General features: G+C 42.0%; 12 protein-coding genes, 1 pseudogene and 1 riboswitch. Of the genes and pseudogenes, 10 read left to right on the forward strand and 3 right to left on the reverse strand.

The features are described from left to right. Nucleotides 1-740: 740 nt before the first annotated feature. On the reverse strand, nucleotides 741-1,379 hold the full coding sequence (locus tag MKY16_RS11495; RefSeq protein WP_069011474.1) for a YczE/YyaS/YitT family protein: 639 nt from the start codon (nucleotides 1,377-1,379) through the stop codon (nucleotides 741-743). Nucleotides 1,380-1,493: 114 nt separating this feature from the next. Here MKY16_RS11495 and MKY16_RS11500 point away from each other — a divergent pair, with 114 nt between their 5' ends. From MKY16_RS11500 to MKY16_RS11515, 4 genes are all read left to right on the forward strand, one after another. Beyond that, nucleotides 1,494-1,946, forward strand: coding sequence for a MarR family winged helix-turn-helix transcriptional regulator (locus MKY16_RS11500; protein ID WP_029515334.1), 453 nt, complete (start codon nucleotides 1,494-1,496; stop codon nucleotides 1,944-1,946). A gap of 26 nt (nucleotides 1,947-1,972) precedes the next feature. Then, nucleotides 1,973-2,491, forward strand: a complete 519-nt coding sequence (locus MKY16_RS11505) for a GNAT family N-acetyltransferase (protein ID WP_340955372.1) — start codon at nucleotides 1,973-1,975, stop codon at nucleotides 2,489-2,491. An 84-nt stretch (nucleotides 2,492-2,575) separates the two neighbouring features. Then, nucleotides 2,576-2,674: riboswitch (guanidine-I (ykkC/yxkD leader) on the forward strand. 95 nt (nucleotides 2,675-2,769) lie between these two features. Then, entirely contained in the window at nucleotides 2,770-3,111 is a 342-nt protein-coding gene (locus tag MKY16_RS11510; RefSeq protein ID WP_340885412.1) for a DMT family transporter, read from the forward strand. A 3-nt stretch (nucleotides 3,112-3,114) separates the two neighbouring features. Next, complete coding sequence (locus MKY16_RS11515) at nucleotides 3,115-3,429, forward strand: DMT family transporter (protein ID WP_023988641.1); 315 nt, start codon at nucleotides 3,115-3,117, stop codon at nucleotides 3,427-3,429. 149 nt (nucleotides 3,430-3,578) lie between these two features. Here MKY16_RS11515 and MKY16_RS11520 read toward each other — a convergent pair whose 3' ends face one another. Next, entirely contained in the window at nucleotides 3,579-4,499 is a 921-nt protein-coding gene (locus MKY16_RS11520; protein ID WP_340955375.1) for a PucR family transcriptional regulator, read from the reverse strand. Nucleotides 4,500-5,087: 588 nt separating this feature from the next. After that, complete coding sequence (locus MKY16_RS11525) at nucleotides 5,088-7,934, reverse strand: alpha-amylase family glycosyl hydrolase (RefSeq protein ID WP_340955377.1); 2,847 nt, start codon at nucleotides 7,932-7,934, stop codon at nucleotides 5,088-5,090. A 537-nt stretch (nucleotides 7,935-8,471) separates the two neighbouring features. Between MKY16_RS11525 and MKY16_RS11530 the strand changes: the two genes are divergently transcribed. The 6 genes and pseudogenes from MKY16_RS11530 to MKY16_RS11555 all read left to right on the forward strand — a co-directional run bounded on the left by MKY16_RS11530 (nucleotide 8,472) and on the right by MKY16_RS11555 (nucleotide 17,278). Next, on the forward strand, nucleotides 8,472-10,565 hold the full coding sequence (locus MKY16_RS11530) for a starch-binding protein (RefSeq protein ID WP_318628322.1): 2,094 nt from the start codon (nucleotides 8,472-8,474) through the stop codon (nucleotides 10,563-10,565). A gap of 221 nt (nucleotides 10,566-10,786) precedes the next feature. Beyond that, nucleotides 10,787-10,903, forward strand: a pseudogene (locus tag MKY16_RS11535) (hypothetical protein); the annotation flags it as partial. 315 nt (nucleotides 10,904-11,218) lie between these two features. Next, nucleotides 11,219-13,732: a sensor histidine kinase KdpD gene (locus MKY16_RS11540; RefSeq protein ID WP_340955379.1), complete on the forward strand. Its 2,514-nt coding sequence runs from the start codon at nucleotides 11,219-11,221 to the stop codon at nucleotides 13,730-13,732. Next, nucleotides 13,725-14,432, forward strand: a complete 708-nt coding sequence (locus MKY16_RS11545; protein ID WP_029515325.1) for a response regulator — start codon at nucleotides 13,725-13,727, stop codon at nucleotides 14,430-14,432. The genes MKY16_RS11540 and MKY16_RS11545 overlap by 8 nt, the downstream gene beginning before the upstream one ends. Nucleotides 14,433-14,691: 259 nt before the next feature. Next, nucleotides 14,692-15,024, forward strand: coding sequence for a hypothetical protein (locus tag MKY16_RS11550; RefSeq protein WP_340955381.1), 333 nt, complete (start codon nucleotides 14,692-14,694; stop codon nucleotides 15,022-15,024). A 547-nt stretch (nucleotides 15,025-15,571) separates the two neighbouring features. Further along, nucleotides 15,572-17,278, forward strand: a complete 1,707-nt coding sequence (locus MKY16_RS11555) for a sensor histidine kinase (RefSeq protein WP_340955383.1) — start codon at nucleotides 15,572-15,574, stop codon at nucleotides 17,276-17,278. The last annotated feature ends 1 nt before the right edge of the window (nucleotide 17,279 follow it).

The raw sequence follows: 17,279 nt of genomic DNA on the forward strand, positions 1-17,279 counted from the left end.
AACGCTCATGTACTAACATTAAAAAAAATACAATTCCCTTTGAAAATTTAAGTATTATAAACAATTCGTCGAGTTTAGGTTGATTATGCACATTATATATTAGGGGAAGAGTATAAGATGGATTAGCTCCATTTTATATTCCGAATTGTTTAGATTATATAAAAGGTACCACTTTGAGTAAGCTCAATGAACTCTAACAAAAGAAGACCCGCGTTTCAATAACGCGGGTCTTCTTTTGTTAGAAATTGCTGGTTTGATTTATATGCAGTTTAAAGATCAATTTGATTAAACCATCATTTTAATTACGATAATTCCAATCAATGCAAGAATTAAGCCGAATATCTCTTGACGACTCATTTTTTCTTTTAGATAGAATTGAGACACGTTCTAAAAGTGTCCCTTTATTTTTTTGATTTTTTGTTTTGCTTCATTAAAAATTACATCTGTTGAAGAAGGAACTTGTCTAATCTTAATTACAAAGCCTATAAAACAAGATGGCCAGTATGCCCCATTGCCAGTCTTGATACTGTCCTACTTGCAGATCTCGCTTGTATCTAACAACGATAAGAGAGAGGATAATGATACAGAATCCGACTAGCTGCACTAAAACGGCGTCTCTTCCCAAAGCAAAGGAGCTAGCAGGATAACAAGCGCAGGCGTTAGTCCCGAAAAAAATGCTATGACTGAAGCTCGACCAAGACAAACTTAAGATCGAAACAAAGAGATATGAGCATCAAGCTTCAGTCTCTTTTATCTTTCTCATGATTTGGTGATGTAGCAGAGTGTGTTAATATGCGGTCAAGTATTTTTTTAGTAAATGGCATAAAGTAATTGAGTATTAGCCCCCCTAAACAAACGGTTAACAAGGTTCCAATGCCAATGGGTCCGTTTAAAAGGACTGCTATGATCAAGAATATAAGGTAGATGAATGTTCTCGAAAAAAATAGATTTGTTTTAGTTAATTCCTTTATGATTAATGTTAATCGATCAACTGGAATGGGTGCAAAATTTGTCTGTAAATATGTTGCAGTTCCTAATCCTACAACAACTAAACCAATTCCAAAACAAACAACTTTGCTGTACCATAGTTCAGGTGTTATCAAATTGTGCAGTAAAAAAAGCCACATATCAATACCAATACCCGTTATAAATGCTGTTAACAACCCCAAAACTTCTGGTGTTTGTCTTTTTAAAAGCGAATTACAACCTATCAATATTATAGCTATTATGATTTCCCAACTTCCCACAGTAAGCCCTACATTTATAGACAGTCCTACTAAAAGTGCATCAAAAGGTGAAGCCCCAAGGTCTGATTGTATAGTGAACGAAATTCCAAGGGATAATATAAAAATTCCTAATACGAAAAAAATATATTTCAATTTACTCGACCTCTTTAATATAATTTTATGTTGCAAATGCAATAAAAATAGGGTAAATTCAATATATATCATTTTTATTGCATTTGCAACAAAACAGGGGTAAAGGAGTCCATTATGAAGGAAGTACTTCGTGAAATTGGAATGATCGCAAGAGCATTAGATTCTATAAGCAATATCGAATTTAAAGAATATGACCTTACAAAAGGACAATATTTATACCTTGTACGAATATGTGAAAACCCAGGAATCATTCAAGAAAAGTTAGCCGAGATGATAAAAGTAGATCGAACAACCGCATCTCGTGCTATAAAAAAACTTGTTATTAACGGATTTATTGAAAAGGAAGAGGATCAGCATAACAAAAAAATTAATAAACTCTTTCCAACAGAAAAAGGGAATAAAGTCTATCCTTTTATAAAAAGAGAACATGATTATTCGGATAATGTTGCATTAGCGGGATTTTCGGAAAGTGAAGTAAACACCATTTTTAATCTTCTTCAAAGAGTAAGAAAAAATATAGGTGATGAATGGGAATTTGTAAAAAAGGGGAACAAGAGAAATTACTGATTTATATGAAAGGGCGATAATTTAAAGTGACTGTAAAAATAATAAAGTGCAGCCGTGAAGATCTACAAATACTCCAAGAAATAAGTATTGAAACATTCAACGATACTTTTAAGGATCTGAATTCACCTGAAAATATGAAGGCCTATCTGGAAAGAGCATTTAACTTTAAACAGTTGGAGAAGGAATTGTCCAACGTCTCTTCAGAATTCTTTTTCATCTATTTCAATGAAGAACTTGCTGGATATTTAAAGGTAAATATAAATGAGGCCCAATCCGAAAAAATGGGTGGTGAGTCGCTCGAAATAGAGAGGATTTATATAAAAAACAAATCTCAAAAACAGGGGCTTGGTAAATATCTACTAAATAAATCTATGGAAATTGCGATGAAACATAATAAAAAGAAAATCTGGCTTGGTGTATGGGAAAAAAATGAAAACGCCATTGCTTTTTATAAGAAAATGGGGTTTGTTCAAATTGGCGTACACTCTTTTTATATGGGTGATGAAGAACAAATTGATTTCATAATGACCAAAACAATGATATAAGTTTAGGATGATACACGAATTCTTATTATTCTTTATATTGTAATGGATTCACTACTGTGTAAAACGTTAACTAAAATTGAATTCAAAAATGTTTTCTAGGGTTCCGCGATGTAATATCGGCTGGTCCGAGAGAAAACTCACAGTCGTCGTACTGTGCCACGGAGGGATAAAAGCCTGGGAGAAAAACTGCTGTATGCAGTATTCTCTCAGGCTTTTTTTTATTGCTGCTATAAATCCATACTACATTTGCAGCATTATCTAAAAGGAGGAAGCACAGAATGAACAAGACATGGTTATCTGTTGTAGTTGCGGCATTATTCGAAGTTGGATGGGTCATCGGCCTGAAACATGCCAGCGGCTGGTTAGAGTGGGGGGGCACTTTAGTTGCCATTTTAGTAAGTTTCATACTCATGATTATGACTTCCCGTACGCTTCCGGTAGGTACGGTGTATGCAGTATTTGTCGGATTGGGAACGGCCGGCACTGTATTAGCAGAAATTTTGTTGTTTGGTGCTGAGGTACAGGGATCTAAATTGTTGCTAATTGGGGTGCTTCTGCTCGGAGTTGTAGGGCTCAAAATACAGAGCAAAGAGAAGAAACAAGGAAAAGAGGTGCACTGACGTATGAACTGGGTATTTCTTATTTTGGCAGGCGTATTTGAGATGATGGGAGTTCTCATGATTAATAAACTCCATAAAGACCGGAATTTCCTGTCTGCTTTTTACTTGCTTGCAGGCTTTGGATTGAGCTTTTTGTTTCTATCCCTGGCCATGGAAACACTACCAATGGGAACGGCCTACGCTGTCTGGACCGGTATTGGAGCTTCTGGCGGAGCCATATTGGGCATGATCTTCTACAGTGAGCCGCGTAATACCGCGAGAATTCTGTTCATCGCGATGGTACTCGGTTCAGCAGTTGGCCTAAAGCTGGTAAGCTGAATAATGATGGAATTAGAAAAACTGCTGCTCATCTTAGAACAGCAGCGAACTATCTGAATGCTTATGGTAGCTAGAAAAGACCAGCGTGCAGACAAAGTATCGACAAGAAATTTTGTCTGCATGTTTTTTTGCATATTCTTAGCCTTCTATCACTGATCTTGAGGATCGCCGCGTTGTGTTTTCAGTTTTAGAAAATGAAGAGTCATTTGAAGCTTCAGGTGAATATCACCATCGCTTAGATCAATCTCGAAAAGTTCACGTATCCTGTTGATTCGATAGAACAAAGTATTTCTATGAATAAAAAGTGTTTTAGCAGCAAGATTTGGAGTGTCCACATATTGAAGATAGGCTTCAAGGGTGGGCAGTAAACTTGTTTTGTGGCCATTGTCATAAGCAATTAACTTTTGGATAACTGGATGGCAGAAGTCAGCGAGATCGTTCTGTTCCGATATGATCTTTCCAATATGCTCGAAGAGATAGTCCTCATACATATACACTGGCTTGTTTGAATTAAGTTGGAAACCAATCTCGACGGTGGTTAGGCATTGCTTATAATATTTTCGCAAAAAAGTTAAATGACTAAAGCAGTTACTCAGCGAAGCAGTTAGAACGTTTACTTGGAAAAATTCCAGAAATCGTTTTTCTTCAGCAATGATTTTACAGGATGAATCAACGAGGGAAATGAGAAACACAATACGTCCCTGATATACGATCCAGCGGCTATCCGGTAGCAATTGGATCATATGCTGTGCAACTAACTGAACTTTCCCGTCAAAAAAGCCGTTCTTGAGGTCTGTCAAGGTCATCACTCTCAGGTAAGGTGTACGCGTCCATTCCAGATGAGCCAGTCGCATTGCGATGACATTAGCATCATTGAGCTCGCCTGTGAGCAGTTCGGAAAGCAAAAAGCTATGCATCATTCCTTGATTACAATTATAAAAGTCGTTCTTTTGCAATTCTACCGAAACCAGCTCACAAAGAAATTGCACTAGTTCAAAATCAATATCTGTAAATTTACGATCCAGTTCCATAACACTGACCTGCGCGAATTCTATACCATGTACGTACACAAAAGATGTTATCCAACAGTCGTGGGTCTCGGGATCGCGTGAATAATAAACTGCATTTCACCGAAGGTCAGCGTGTTACTGTTCCAACAGGGGTTTCCTTATTTCCCAAGGAGCTGCCCACGCCTCCCCGAAGCTGGGTAGAACGCGTCTATAATATTACGTACTGGGAGAAAGCGAATAAAGGCGGTCATTTCGCCGCTATGGAAAATCCTAAATTGTTTGCCGACCATCTAAATCATTTTTTTCATTCATTAAGCGTCTGATAGCCTCTATCCTTCGGGGAGCAATGCAGGGGGGATAAACAACAACGGAATGGACAAGAGAGCAGGGTACGTGCTCACGCTTTATAAGTTCTAGGGGCGGGATAACCCACTAATACTTGATGGTTGTTGGTCATTAAATATACGGAAGAATTTACGCACATAGAAGCTGTCGTTGGGGCATCTTGGTTCACTCCCATCCGTTAAAAATTTAGTTCAGAGCAATATCCTGACTCTCTCTCTTAGATATACTTTTTAATTGGAAGCAACCTTAGCACAGTGCAATACCGAACTGAGGTTGCTTCAGTTATCTAAGACATACTACCGTTTACTTCAGATAGGTTCCCGTTTCTCCAATTCCACCTCTACCATTCAATACATATACCCTTGCATTTCCTTTGCCGGAGCATGTCAGGGTAATCTTGCCATCAGTAACGGTTTTGGAATCACCGGTCACCGCATCCACATAGGTTCCGTTCGGAATTCCGGTAAACGTGGCGTTTCCTGAAATCGTGACCAATGCAAAGCTGTCAATGCCTTTGGCACTGTCGGTATATCTTCTCTTAAACGCCAGATTGCCCGACACATTCTCTGTGGAATACTGGCCTTTTTGCAAGGCGGGAACAGCTCTTCTGATTAAATTAAGCTGTCTGATATGTTTCGCCAGAGGATGGTTGAGCGATTCCGCAAGCGTGCCAGTAGCATTTGTGTATTTGCCGTAATCTTGTACCGTAACATTGCCTTCCACGTGATCGCCGAAATATGCTCGTCCCGTTTTGCTTAGCGGTGCGTTTGGACCTGTATCAATAGTTGCCCCTTTTTGAAACTCGATTTCGGAGCCGTAGAAGATAGCGGGTATTCCGCGGAAGGTGAACATCAGATCGAGATTCTCAGCCCAAGTGTCCTGTGTGCCCGCGAATCTTTGATTTTCCGGAGCCTGGTCAGGAGCATAGTCATGCGAGTCGACATAGGTTACATTCCACGTAGCATCATTATAGTATTGGTCGCCACTTCTCATATTGAATGCTTCATGCGCGGTCTTGAATGCCCAATGCATTGGAAAATCAATCACATCCATGCCCGATTTCATCGAATAGTCAGGCGTATGATAGGTATTTCCGTTTAAGAGAGCATTGTTCGAGGTTGGCTGTCCTGCTGTAGTAGAGTTGTCCGTCCACTCTTGTTCAACTGACGCTTTATTGGAGGCGTAGTCATTCTTTCCATCGCCCGGATACGATTTCGAGCTTTTCCAAGTATAGAATGGCGTCGAGATCGCCGGAATTCCACTGTTCCAAACATCTCTGTAACGTGTGGCTACTTCTCCAAAAATATAGAAATCCGAGCCGCCTCTTGTTTTCCAGGCAGGAATATAGTATTTATTGAAAATATACCGGCTCACATGCTTCACCGTATCGACACGGAAAGCGTCAACACCCATGTCAATATAGTGATTGTAGGTATCAATTAAATATTTGTTAACTGCAGGGTTTTCCGTGTTCAAATCCACGCAATCTCCCGCTATCTGACCAGTCTGAACCGTATAGGATTCCCAGGAAAGACTTTTCTCTGTATGGTAAATGTTATTGTTCGTTCCCTCGTTCTTCATTAAGGCGAGCCTTGCCTGATACTGCTGATCGGGTGTCATAGTATCATAGTTTGGTGGCAGCTTATCCGTAGTTTTCACCAAGTTGTTAGCAGTATCCGGTTTAGCCGGATCTTTCTTGAACATGGGGTACAGATTCTCTTCACCGAAATTACCCGTATGATTGACGACGATGTCCTGAATAACCTTCAGCCCTTTGGCATGGGCTGCATTGATCAAATCCTGATAAGAAGCTCCCGCCGATTCATACCGTGGGTCTACTTTGGCAAAATTTAAAGCATGGTAACCATGGTAATCATAACCGCTGGCATTTTGCACAACAGGTGTAATCCAGATGGCGCTGAATCCGAGGGCTTTGATATAATCGAGCTTTTGAATCAGCCCCTTAAAGTCTCCTCTCCAAGCCGGGTCCGAATCTGGATTGCGCGCCTTTCCATCATCCCATGCGTGCACGTTGTTGCTCGGATCACCGTCATAGAACCGAGAAGTAATCACGAAATAGATGGTGTCTTCCCGAAAATCCTTCTTATTTCCAATATTATAAACAAAGCTCTGCTTGGTTTGATTACCAGCGCCGTCTATAACGAGAAATTTTAATGTCGTAGTCTTGGAGATAAGAATAGACGGTCCAGTCAATCCGGTCAGTGCGTTGCCGAGAATATAGACTTTTGAGCTTGTGGTTGGTTCTGTACCATCCTCCGTATAGTATGCCTTGGTCGTTGCCGCCTTGTTATCTTTCAGGTTAAAGGATACAGTCACCGAGGAATCAGAATGCCCGGCAGGCAAATTCGCTGTGATTGTCGGAGCTTGCAGATCTGCATTCAGGTCAATTACATAATCAAAAGAGGATGCATTTCCAGTTTGACCGATTGAGTTGATACCGAAGGCCTTAATGGTCAAAGAGGAAGCAACTTGGATTGGAGAGGTATACAAGGTCGAGGATGTCGTAGGTGTCGAACCATCTATCGTATAGTAAATCTTATCATCACTGCTGGTGCTGGAAAGCGTCACCGTTTGGGACGAATCATATGTTTTGGGTACAGGAGAGGCGGAAATCGCCGGAATTTTAGGCATTTCCGGGCTGACATCATACCATGTGTTATCTGTGTAATACCAGCCCTCTTTCACACTGCGGGACAAGTCGGCCGTTTGTTTGCCGCTACTGTCATTGAAAATGAGGCTTGAGCCTGTGGCATCGGCAATGGTGTAGCTGTACCAGTCATTTCCATCCGACTTCATCAGGATTCCCGGCCACGCCCCGCTTATCGGAACGCTTGCCGGATTCAGGTTCCAGTAATGGATTCGAATCGCTGAATTCCAGCTTGAAGGTTTCTTAAAGTGAACCGTTAACCCAGTTTGAGTTGATTTAGTTGTTGTGGTAGGTGTATACGTTGCGGTAACGGTAGACGTGATCGAAGCGGTTGTCGATGGAAGAGCAGTCGCTGTGGAATTCGTGTAGGTGGCTGTATAATCGTTGTTACTCGAAGCTACGCCGGGTAAGCCGAAGAAGTTGAAGCAAAGCGATAAAATAATCAACCAAGAAATAAAACTCCCAGTTTTTTTTCTTAGCAAGTTAACAACCTCCTGATAATATTTAGTGGAATGGATTTTGCAACCGGTTGCATTAAAAGTAAAAAAAAGAAAGGCATTTATTTGGATAAAATAGATTCATTGATCGCCTCCTCCATGGTATGTAGGGAAATAAATCATTGTACGCGCTTACAAAAGAAAATATGAAAAAAACATCCACAGGGCACTATGCCAATGATTTTTCCTTTTATGATTATATCAACCATACTTTTACTAGTCAATGCAATTGCAGGGACATTATTCAAATCTAAGAAAACCAGTTCGTAATTGAAGTCAACGTCCAAAAAGTCTTGAAGGCACAGTGAATAATAATGAGGGGGAAAAAAGGCCGTTGGAAATTTATCTTTAATATAAGCATTGACAAATTGTCAAATAAATGAAATCATGTCGTTGAGCTCAATTATGTGCAAACGATTGCCCTTTTTGGAAGCGTATACATGTTGTTTTGCCCTCTTTTATTTACTCCTAATCTCTCAAGAGAGGTTGGTTGTAAAATAAAATTTAAAAGGAGAGTTTAGTATGAGGAGGAAGACAAGCCCCATCTTGAGGCGTACCTGGAGTATCGTTCTCTTTGTCGTATTGTTGTTGCAAACGAATGGCTTTACTCCCGAAGCACAGGCGAATGCCGATGTTCGGCAGTTAGGAGGTTCGGATGCGAAGCTATCGGCTGTCGCAAACTACGAACTCCCGGAAAGAACGAAGGATGGTCTTATTTTTCATGCGTGGAACTGGTCTTTTGACAACATCACCAGAAACCTTCCGGAACTGGCTCAGGCGGGATTTAAAGCGGTGCAAACTTCGCCAATCCAAGCCAGCAAGGAAGGGTTGACAGAAGGCAGCAAGTGGTGGATTTTGTACCAGCCCATCAACTTTAAAATCGGCAACTCTCAATTGGGAAGCAGGGATGATTTCAGACAGCTTTGCCAGGAAGCGGATAAATACGGCATAAGTATCATTGTTGATGTTGTCGCCAATCATACGGGGAATGCGGGCGGTGGAAATCAGCAGTATCAGCCGGCGCATAATGTTGATTCGGCAATCAAGAATAACAGCTATTTCTGGCATGAGGCCAGAGGTGTGGAAAACTGGAATGACCGTTGGCAAGTCACACAGTGGGGAATTGGTCTGCCCGACCTCAACACGTCTAATCAGGAATTGCAAGATATCATTATCGGCTTCCTGAATGACGCCATTTCCTTGGGCGCCGACGGCTTCAGATTCGACGCCGCCAAGCATATTGAGTTGCCCAACGATCCGGGGGGCTCCAACTTCTGGCCCCGGGTACTGGGTTCGTTAAACAATAAAGATAGACTGTTTAATTACGGAGAAGTGCTTCAAGGTGGAGCTGACAACTTTGCCGGCTATGCCAATTACCTCAGCTTGGCCGCCTCCAGCTATGGGGACAGTGTCAGAAGCGCCGTTGGTTATCACGGTGGCATCAATGTTGATGCGGCCAAATCTTTTAACGCTAATAATGTAAGCCCCTCCAAATTAGTTACCTGGGTCGAATCGCATGACACTTATGCCAACGACAACAGCGAATCGACGGGGTTGAACGATTGGCAAATCAAAATGGGCTGGGCAATCATCGCCTCCCGGGCGGAGACGACCTCTCTGTTCTTCAACAGACCGACAGGAGGTGGGAAATTTGCGAATCGGCTCGGCGATGCGGGGAATACGCTCTGGAAGGACCCGGACGTCGTTGCCATTAACAAGTTCCACAATGCCATGGTAGGTCAAGACGAATACATTAGGACGCAAGGGAATCAAATTATGCAGGTTGAACGCGGAACCAAAGGCATGACGATTGTGAATCTTGGAGGCAATGCTCAAATCAACTCCCCTACCAGACTGGAGGACGGCGTTTACCAGAACAAGGCCAATGGTGGTGGATCGTTTACGGTGTCGAACGGCAGAATTACCGGCCATCTGGACGGAGGCAGGATCGCCGTACTGTATAGCGCAGCGCAACAAACTCCGTCAGTATCCGTCGATCCTGGGGAAGGAGCCTTTTTCACAGATTCTGTTAACGTGAGAATGAACTATTCCAATGCAGACTCGGCAACCTACACTTTGAACGGGGGGCCGGTGACTCCGTTCAGTTCGGGAGATATGGTCAGCATTGGCGCTGGAACTCCAATCGGATCGACGTTTGTTCTGAAAATAGTCGCCGCGAATTTGTCTGGTCAAACAGAGAAGATGTTCAGGTATACGAAGGAGGAACCGAGCTCGGGCATGACCGTTCATTTCTACAAGCCTTCCGGCTGGGGAGTACCGAACATCTACTACTACGATGATTCCATGACTCCGCTCAGGGAAGGCTCTGCTTGGCCGGGCGTGGCCATGCAGGATGAAGGCAATGGCTGGTTCGTGTATAGGGCCCCGGACTGGACGCAGGCGAAGGTCATATTCAACTCAAGTGGAAATCAGATACCCGGATCGCAAATGCCTGGATATGCCGTAAGTGGCGAGAGATGGATCAAGGAAGGACGGATTACTCCGCAAAATCCCAATGGGACAAAACCGACGGTTCCGATCGATAAACCGGAAGGAACATTCCAAGGGGATAGTCAGGAGATGCTCAATTACACCGATGTCGACAGTGGTACTTAGAGACTGAACGGCGGTTTTTTACTACCGACCACAAACTAACGATAGGCACGGGTGATCTGCCCGGTGCCCGCTATACGCTGGAAGTGACAGCAAGCAACGCTATAGGGAAAACGAACAATAGCTATACTTTCCCCAAAGCACAAAGCACAGGCGAAGAGATGTTGACTTCCAAGAAAGAAAATACAGCTTGGTCGGGAGGTCCAGGGGAGCGGCTTGTATGAATGGCTTTTGGGAAACCTATCTCATTGCATGAATTCTTTTACCCGCTAATGCAAGGTTACGGCTCGGTCGTTTTGCAATGCAATATTGAGCTTGGCGGTTCAGATCAGCATTTGTCGAGGGACAAGAACATAGTCCTATTGAAAGTCGCTATTTTGGCGGCTTTTTTTGTTGTATAGGCTTTTCAAAAAAACTGAAACTTATTTAAGTTCGCACTTAGCCAGCTTGAGAAAGTTTTTTATATTATTTTGCTGCTATCCTTCCACTGAGAAAGCTAGTATAGAATCAGGATTTTGAGGCTTCTTTAAGGATGTTATTACATAAGAACGGATCTTAATACAATCTTAATGCTGTAGGCGAATTCGTAATACGGTACTGATTTTGCCCATGATATACTAAGGATTGAGAGATATATAATAGAGGGTGGGCACAGGATGGCAGCAAAACAGAACGATGCCGAGTCCATATTTGATCAAATTACTGACTTGCCGGTAAGGAAAAGAAGAGGAAGATTGAAGGTTTATGTTGGATATGCACCAGGTGTTGGGAAGACCTGTGCGATGCTTAGCGACGCCCACGAAGAGCAAAAAGAGGGTATAGATATCGTAGTTGGATATATTGAACATTATGCCCGGCCATACACTGCGGCGCTGTTGGAAGGACTTGAACTTCTTCCTTACATCAAAATTTCAAATAAAGAATCCTCAACTAAGGAATTTGATCTGGACCAAGCGCTCCAGAGAAGCCCTGACCTTATATTATTGGACGATTTGGCCCATACCAACGCGGCAGGATGCCGACATAAAAAAAGATATCAAGATGTGGAGGAGCTTCTTCGCGAAGGAATTCATGTATATACGACGATGAATGTTCAACAGCTCGAAAGCCTAACGGATATTGTTTACTCCATTACTGGCATTTCCGTTGACGAACGCATACCGGACAGTGTATTTGACAGTGCTGATCAGGTGGAATTAGTCGATATTGAACCGGATGATTTAATAGGACGTTTGAATAGGGGAAAGATTTATCCTGAGGAGGAGAATACACAGGCTCATTTATTTACCAAGGAGAAGCTGACGGCTCTACGTGAAATTGCTTTGCGTAATACAGCAAGTCAGTTAAACCGAATTGCGGAGCAAATCAGTGAGCAGGCGATAACAAATGAATCTGATACGAAAGAACATATTCTGGTCTGCCTGTCTTCGGCTGCTTCCAATAAGAAAGTGATCCGAACAGCAGCAAGAATGGCGGCAGCTTTTCATGGTCATTTCACCGCGTTGTTTGTGGAAACACCAGAAGCGAGAGAATTGACATCAAAAAATAAAGCGGAGTTAAGGGAAAACCTTAGGCTGGCTGAGCAAATCCCCTATACTCAGTCCTCCTTATATAAAAGATTGCCTTTTTACGAAAAATACCCAATGCTGTCGTTGGCAGATACTATCAAGACCATTGTTATCTTGGCTGTGTGCACAATTATTGGCTTGTGGTTTAAGTATTTGGAATTCCGAGAAGCTAACATTATCACCGTGTACATTCTAGGGGTATTGTTAAATGCAATTGTGACCAAGGGCAGAATGTATAGCGCCATTTCTTCGGTTATGAGTGTACTTGTGTTTAATTATTTCTTTACCGAGCCTTATTATTCTTTACAGGCTTATGATTCAGGCTATCCGGTCACCTTTCTGGTCATGCTGGCTGCTTCTTTCATGACGAGTACACTAACTATGCGAGTAAGAGAGCAGGCTCGGCAATCCGCTCAAAAAGCTTACCGTACCGAGGTGCTTCTGGAAACAAGCCGGAAATTGCAACAGGCCAAAGACTCTCCGGCTATTATTAATGAAATGGCGCATCAAATGGTGAAGTTGTTGGACAGAATGGTCATTTTCTATTCAGTTGACCAAGGGGAACTGTCGGCGCCGCAGTTTTTTCCAAAGAAAGAATCTGCAGTTGATCCAGGGGTCTACACAGGAGGCTACGAACGTGCAGTTGCAGAGTGGGTATATAAAAACAACAAGCGTGCAGGAGCTACGACGGATACTTTTTTTGGCGCTAAGTGTCTATATCATGCGGTGCGTGGAGGAGATCAGGTTCTTGCGGTGGCAGCTATTGTAATGGATGAGGAAGAACCTTTAGAAGTTTTTGAAAATAGCCTAATGCTTGCCATGCTGGGAGAATGCGCGCTGGCGCTGGAGAAAGAAAAACTGAACGAAAGACAACAAGAGATCTCCATGCAAATCCAGCAGGAGCAACTCCGTGCCAGTCTGCTTCGGTCCATTTCTCATGATTTACGCACTCCTCTTACCAGCATCTCAGGCAATGCGGGGATTCTTCTTGGAAACTCAGAGGTACTAAACGAGGAACAAAAAAAAGGTCTATATACGGATATATATGACGATTCCATGTGGCTGATCAATTTAGTAGAAAATTTGCTGTCCATTAGTCGAATCGAAGGTGGTACTCTAAATCTTAATTTTCAGGCAGAATTAATGGAGGAAGTCATTTCGGAGGCTCTGCTTCATGTGAATCGCAACAGTGTGAAGCATGTCATTCAGACGGAATTGGATGATGAATTGATGATGGCTCGAATGGACTCCCGACTTATTGTTCAGGTATTGATCAATATGATTGATAATGCAATCAAATATACCCAAGATGGCTCTCACATCACGATTTCCGCAAGACACGAAAGACATATAGTCGTTGTAGAAATCTCAGATGATGGCCCCGGTATTTCTTCAGAAGAAGTCAAGGTCAGACTGTTTGAGATGTTTTATACGGCAGACAACATTCATGGGGACGGACGCCGTGGATTAGGGCTGGGGCTTTCTCTGTGCAAATCAATTGTGAATGCTCATGGAGGTACTATTGGTGTTAAGGACAATGTCCCTAAAGGGACGGTTTTTTATTTTACCCTGCAAGCTGAGGAAGTGAATGTTCATGAATAAACCTTTTATCCTTGTTGTGGAGGACGATAAACCCATCCGCAAGCTGATTACGACAACCCTGGAGACACAGGGTTATAAATATCATACGGCTGAAACAGGGGAAGCATCGATTTTAGAAGCAGTATCCAAGCAGCCGGACCTAATGATTCTGGATTTGGGGCTGCCGGATATGGACGGTGTAGATATCATAAAAAAGCTTCGTGCATGGTCGAATATGCCTATTATCGTGGTCAGCGCACGCAGCGAAGATCGGGATAAAATAGATGCGCTGGATGCTGGAGCGGACGATTATCTAACAAAGCCCTTCAGTGTAGAAGAACTGCTGGCCAGACTTCGAGTCAGTTTACGAAGAATTCGAAATGACAGTGATAAGCTCCTGAAGGATGCTTCCAGCTTTATTAATGGAAATTTGAGAATTGATTATGCAGCAGGATGCGTATGGATTGGTGAAGAAGAAATTCATCTGACCCCAAGCGAATATAAACTGCTTTGCCTGCTGGCAAAACATGTAGGCAAAGTACTGACCCATAATTTTATTCTGCATGAAATCTGGGGCAGCCACAGCTATGACATTCCTGCCCTGCGTGTGTTTATGGCAACGCTGAGAAAAAAAATAGAAAAAACATCATCACAAACTAAGTTTATTCAAACACATATCGGAGTTGGTTATCGTATGCTTCAGGTTGGAGATGATGGCTAGGTAATCATATTATAATGATGTAATTAGAGATCATGCTCTTTTGGAGCATGGTCTCTTTATTTTTCATCTGTCATCTAAATCTTAAGGTGATCTTTATACCTATATGAAAACCCTAATCCTAAACTAATGGTGAAAATGTTACGCTGAATTCGGAAGTAGAGAGGATAAAGAGGTTTGGCATGTGAGATGGGCACTCCCATGTTCGTCTGTTTCATCGGCTAAGCTGTCAACTGAGTGGAAAGGGAAAGAGGTATGGGGAATGAATGAAATTTTAACAATTGCGGGTCTGATCTCAATTGTGCTGGCGGTGCTGTATTTCGTTAAAAAAATATATGATTTTATCGATTTGCAGAAGGTGACACGGAAGGATATCTATGAGAACTATGATATCTATAAAGCAGCTCAGAAGTTTGCTCTCGGTACACCCGTCGATGAGATCAGAGAAATCCTGACAAACAGCTATGAGTTAGACGATAACCAGGTTGAAGAGACAATGCTTTTGGCTCTTCCTCATCGGCACGATACCGATGGTGGTTATCTTGCCTTTATCAAGGCTGTAAATCGGGTGCTGGAACAAGAGATTTACAGCTAAATGTTAGTAAGAAGGAAAAATATGAATCGTTAGGCCGCGTTACTGGTGTTTGCTCCCAATTTAGCCAGATAACAATTTCTACAAGTGCTGAGTGAAGGAGAGAAATTATTTGTTGCTTTGGCATCCAATCCTGATCAACAACAACATTTGTAAGAATTAGGAGTAGAAAATGTTATTGAAAGCTTAGAAGGCTTATTCCACTTGTTGAAGACGGAGTGAGTCTTTTTTACATGCAGAGAATTCAACTACAATGAGCAATTAAAAACGGCAAGTCGATGTATGCAAAGAGGAAGAGAGAATAAGTTCTATGAATTCCATGAAAGCGTTTGACATATTTGAATATCAATCTATAATTATGAACAGAATTGGACCTCACCGAGATGGAGGTATCCTGATTTTTTCAATCTGAATCGGATTAAGATGTCGCCAATTTTCAAATAGGTCGCTGCCTATGAGGAAGACGATAATTGATAGAGCTGTTATTCATAAACAGCAAGCTCATAACCTGGGGCTTGCTCTTTCATTTACCTAAGGAGAATGGGTCGGAATGACACTTAAAAAAAGAATCTTTTTATTGTTTTTTCTCAGCGCATTTATTCCCTTTATCAGTATATTTGCAATTTCTTACTATACCATTGATTCCATTTTTGCGAATAAAATCAATGATGGAATTAGGAGCAATCTACAGCAGGTAACTTCATCACTGGAAAATTCAATTACCAACCTGAATCATGTTACTCAGCAATTATCCTATAGTGGTACAATAGGCAAAAAACTGGATGAAGTCTTGAAGCCTTCCTCCAATATATTTGAATTGATTGAGGCTAGAGATGAATTAAAGAATGAGTTAAATGTCGTAACGTTTACTAATCCGAATATAGGTCTGACCTTATACTATTTCCAGAAAGAAGGCACTACACAGTTCGCTAACTTTCCCATCAAAGATCGTTTTTCTCCCGAGTCTTTGCCTGTGCTTTCCAAATCATATGGCATTGCGTACTATGGTCCCCATATGAGTATGAACCGATTTGATGATCAGCTTGTTTTATCTGCTATGCGAAAGGTACAGCTGCCTCAAAGGGACGATGTATATATTTACATCGAATCCGGCTTTCGTCTTACACAGGATATACTGGGTTACAATCAATACAAAGGAGCTTTATCGCATTTAATCCTGAATGGTGAGGGCAACATTGTTTACAGTGAAATTCCAGAAGCGATGAAGGTCGGAGAGAATTTCTCCAGCATATCGAAAGGTACTGCAAAAGATGGAATATCCCGTGATTACCATTGGTTTAAGGAGGACTCCACTCAGAACTGGAGCGTCATATCGGTAATTTCGCAGGCTAAGTATCAACAGGAGAAAAACCAGTGGTTGCTTCAAATATTGCTGGTCGCTTTATTTTTTCTCGGCTTTACCGTATTTCTGGCTTGGCTTCTGTGGAAGATGGTTTACAAACCATTAGGTCTGTTCCATTCGGAAATTAACGGAATGTCTCAGAATCCACAAAAGGCAGGCAGCCAGACCCGCACTCAAATTCCCGAGTTTGATTTTCTGTTGGGGGAATTCTCAAATATGCAGCATCAAATCGGCGACCTGTTCAAGGAAGTGCAGCAGAAAGAGAAGATTCGTGCAGATTTGGAAGTGGAAAAATTGTTATATCAGATCAATCCTCACTTTCTGATGAATACGCTGGATACTGTGCACTGGCTGGCCGTCATGAACGGACAAGGGGAGATTGACAAGTTGGTGCAATCCTTAAACAAGCTGTTGTATTACAATTTGGGTAAATTAGGGCAAGTATCCACGATGGAAGAGGAAATTGATGCGCTAAGACAGTACCTAATCCTGCAGCAAATTCGATATGACTTTGAATTTGACGTACGTATTTCAGCGGATGATCAAGTGCTTCAAATACCTGTGCCTCGTTTTATTTTGCAACCGTTGGTTGAAAATTCACTTTATCATGGACTGAGTGACGAAGGTTTTATTCAAATTGAAGTTACACTTGCCAAAACGCTGAATATTTTAATACAGGATAATGGAGCAGGCATGACCGAGGAAGCGATTCAAAGACTTCTGAATAATCGTATAACTGAACATAAAAAAGTAGGGATGGGCATTGGACTCAATTATGTCCACCGCATGTTGAGGGCACAGTACGGAGATCAAGCACAACTGGTGATCGAAAGTGAATTGGGTACAGGGACAAGTATACTGCTCATACTTCCTATCAAAGGAGAAGATGTTTGAG

The organism is Paenibacillus sp. FSL L8-0641 (assembly GCF_038006265.1).
Classification (GTDB): Bacteria; Bacillota; Bacilli; order Paenibacillales; family Paenibacillaceae; genus Paenibacillus; species Paenibacillus polymyxa_D.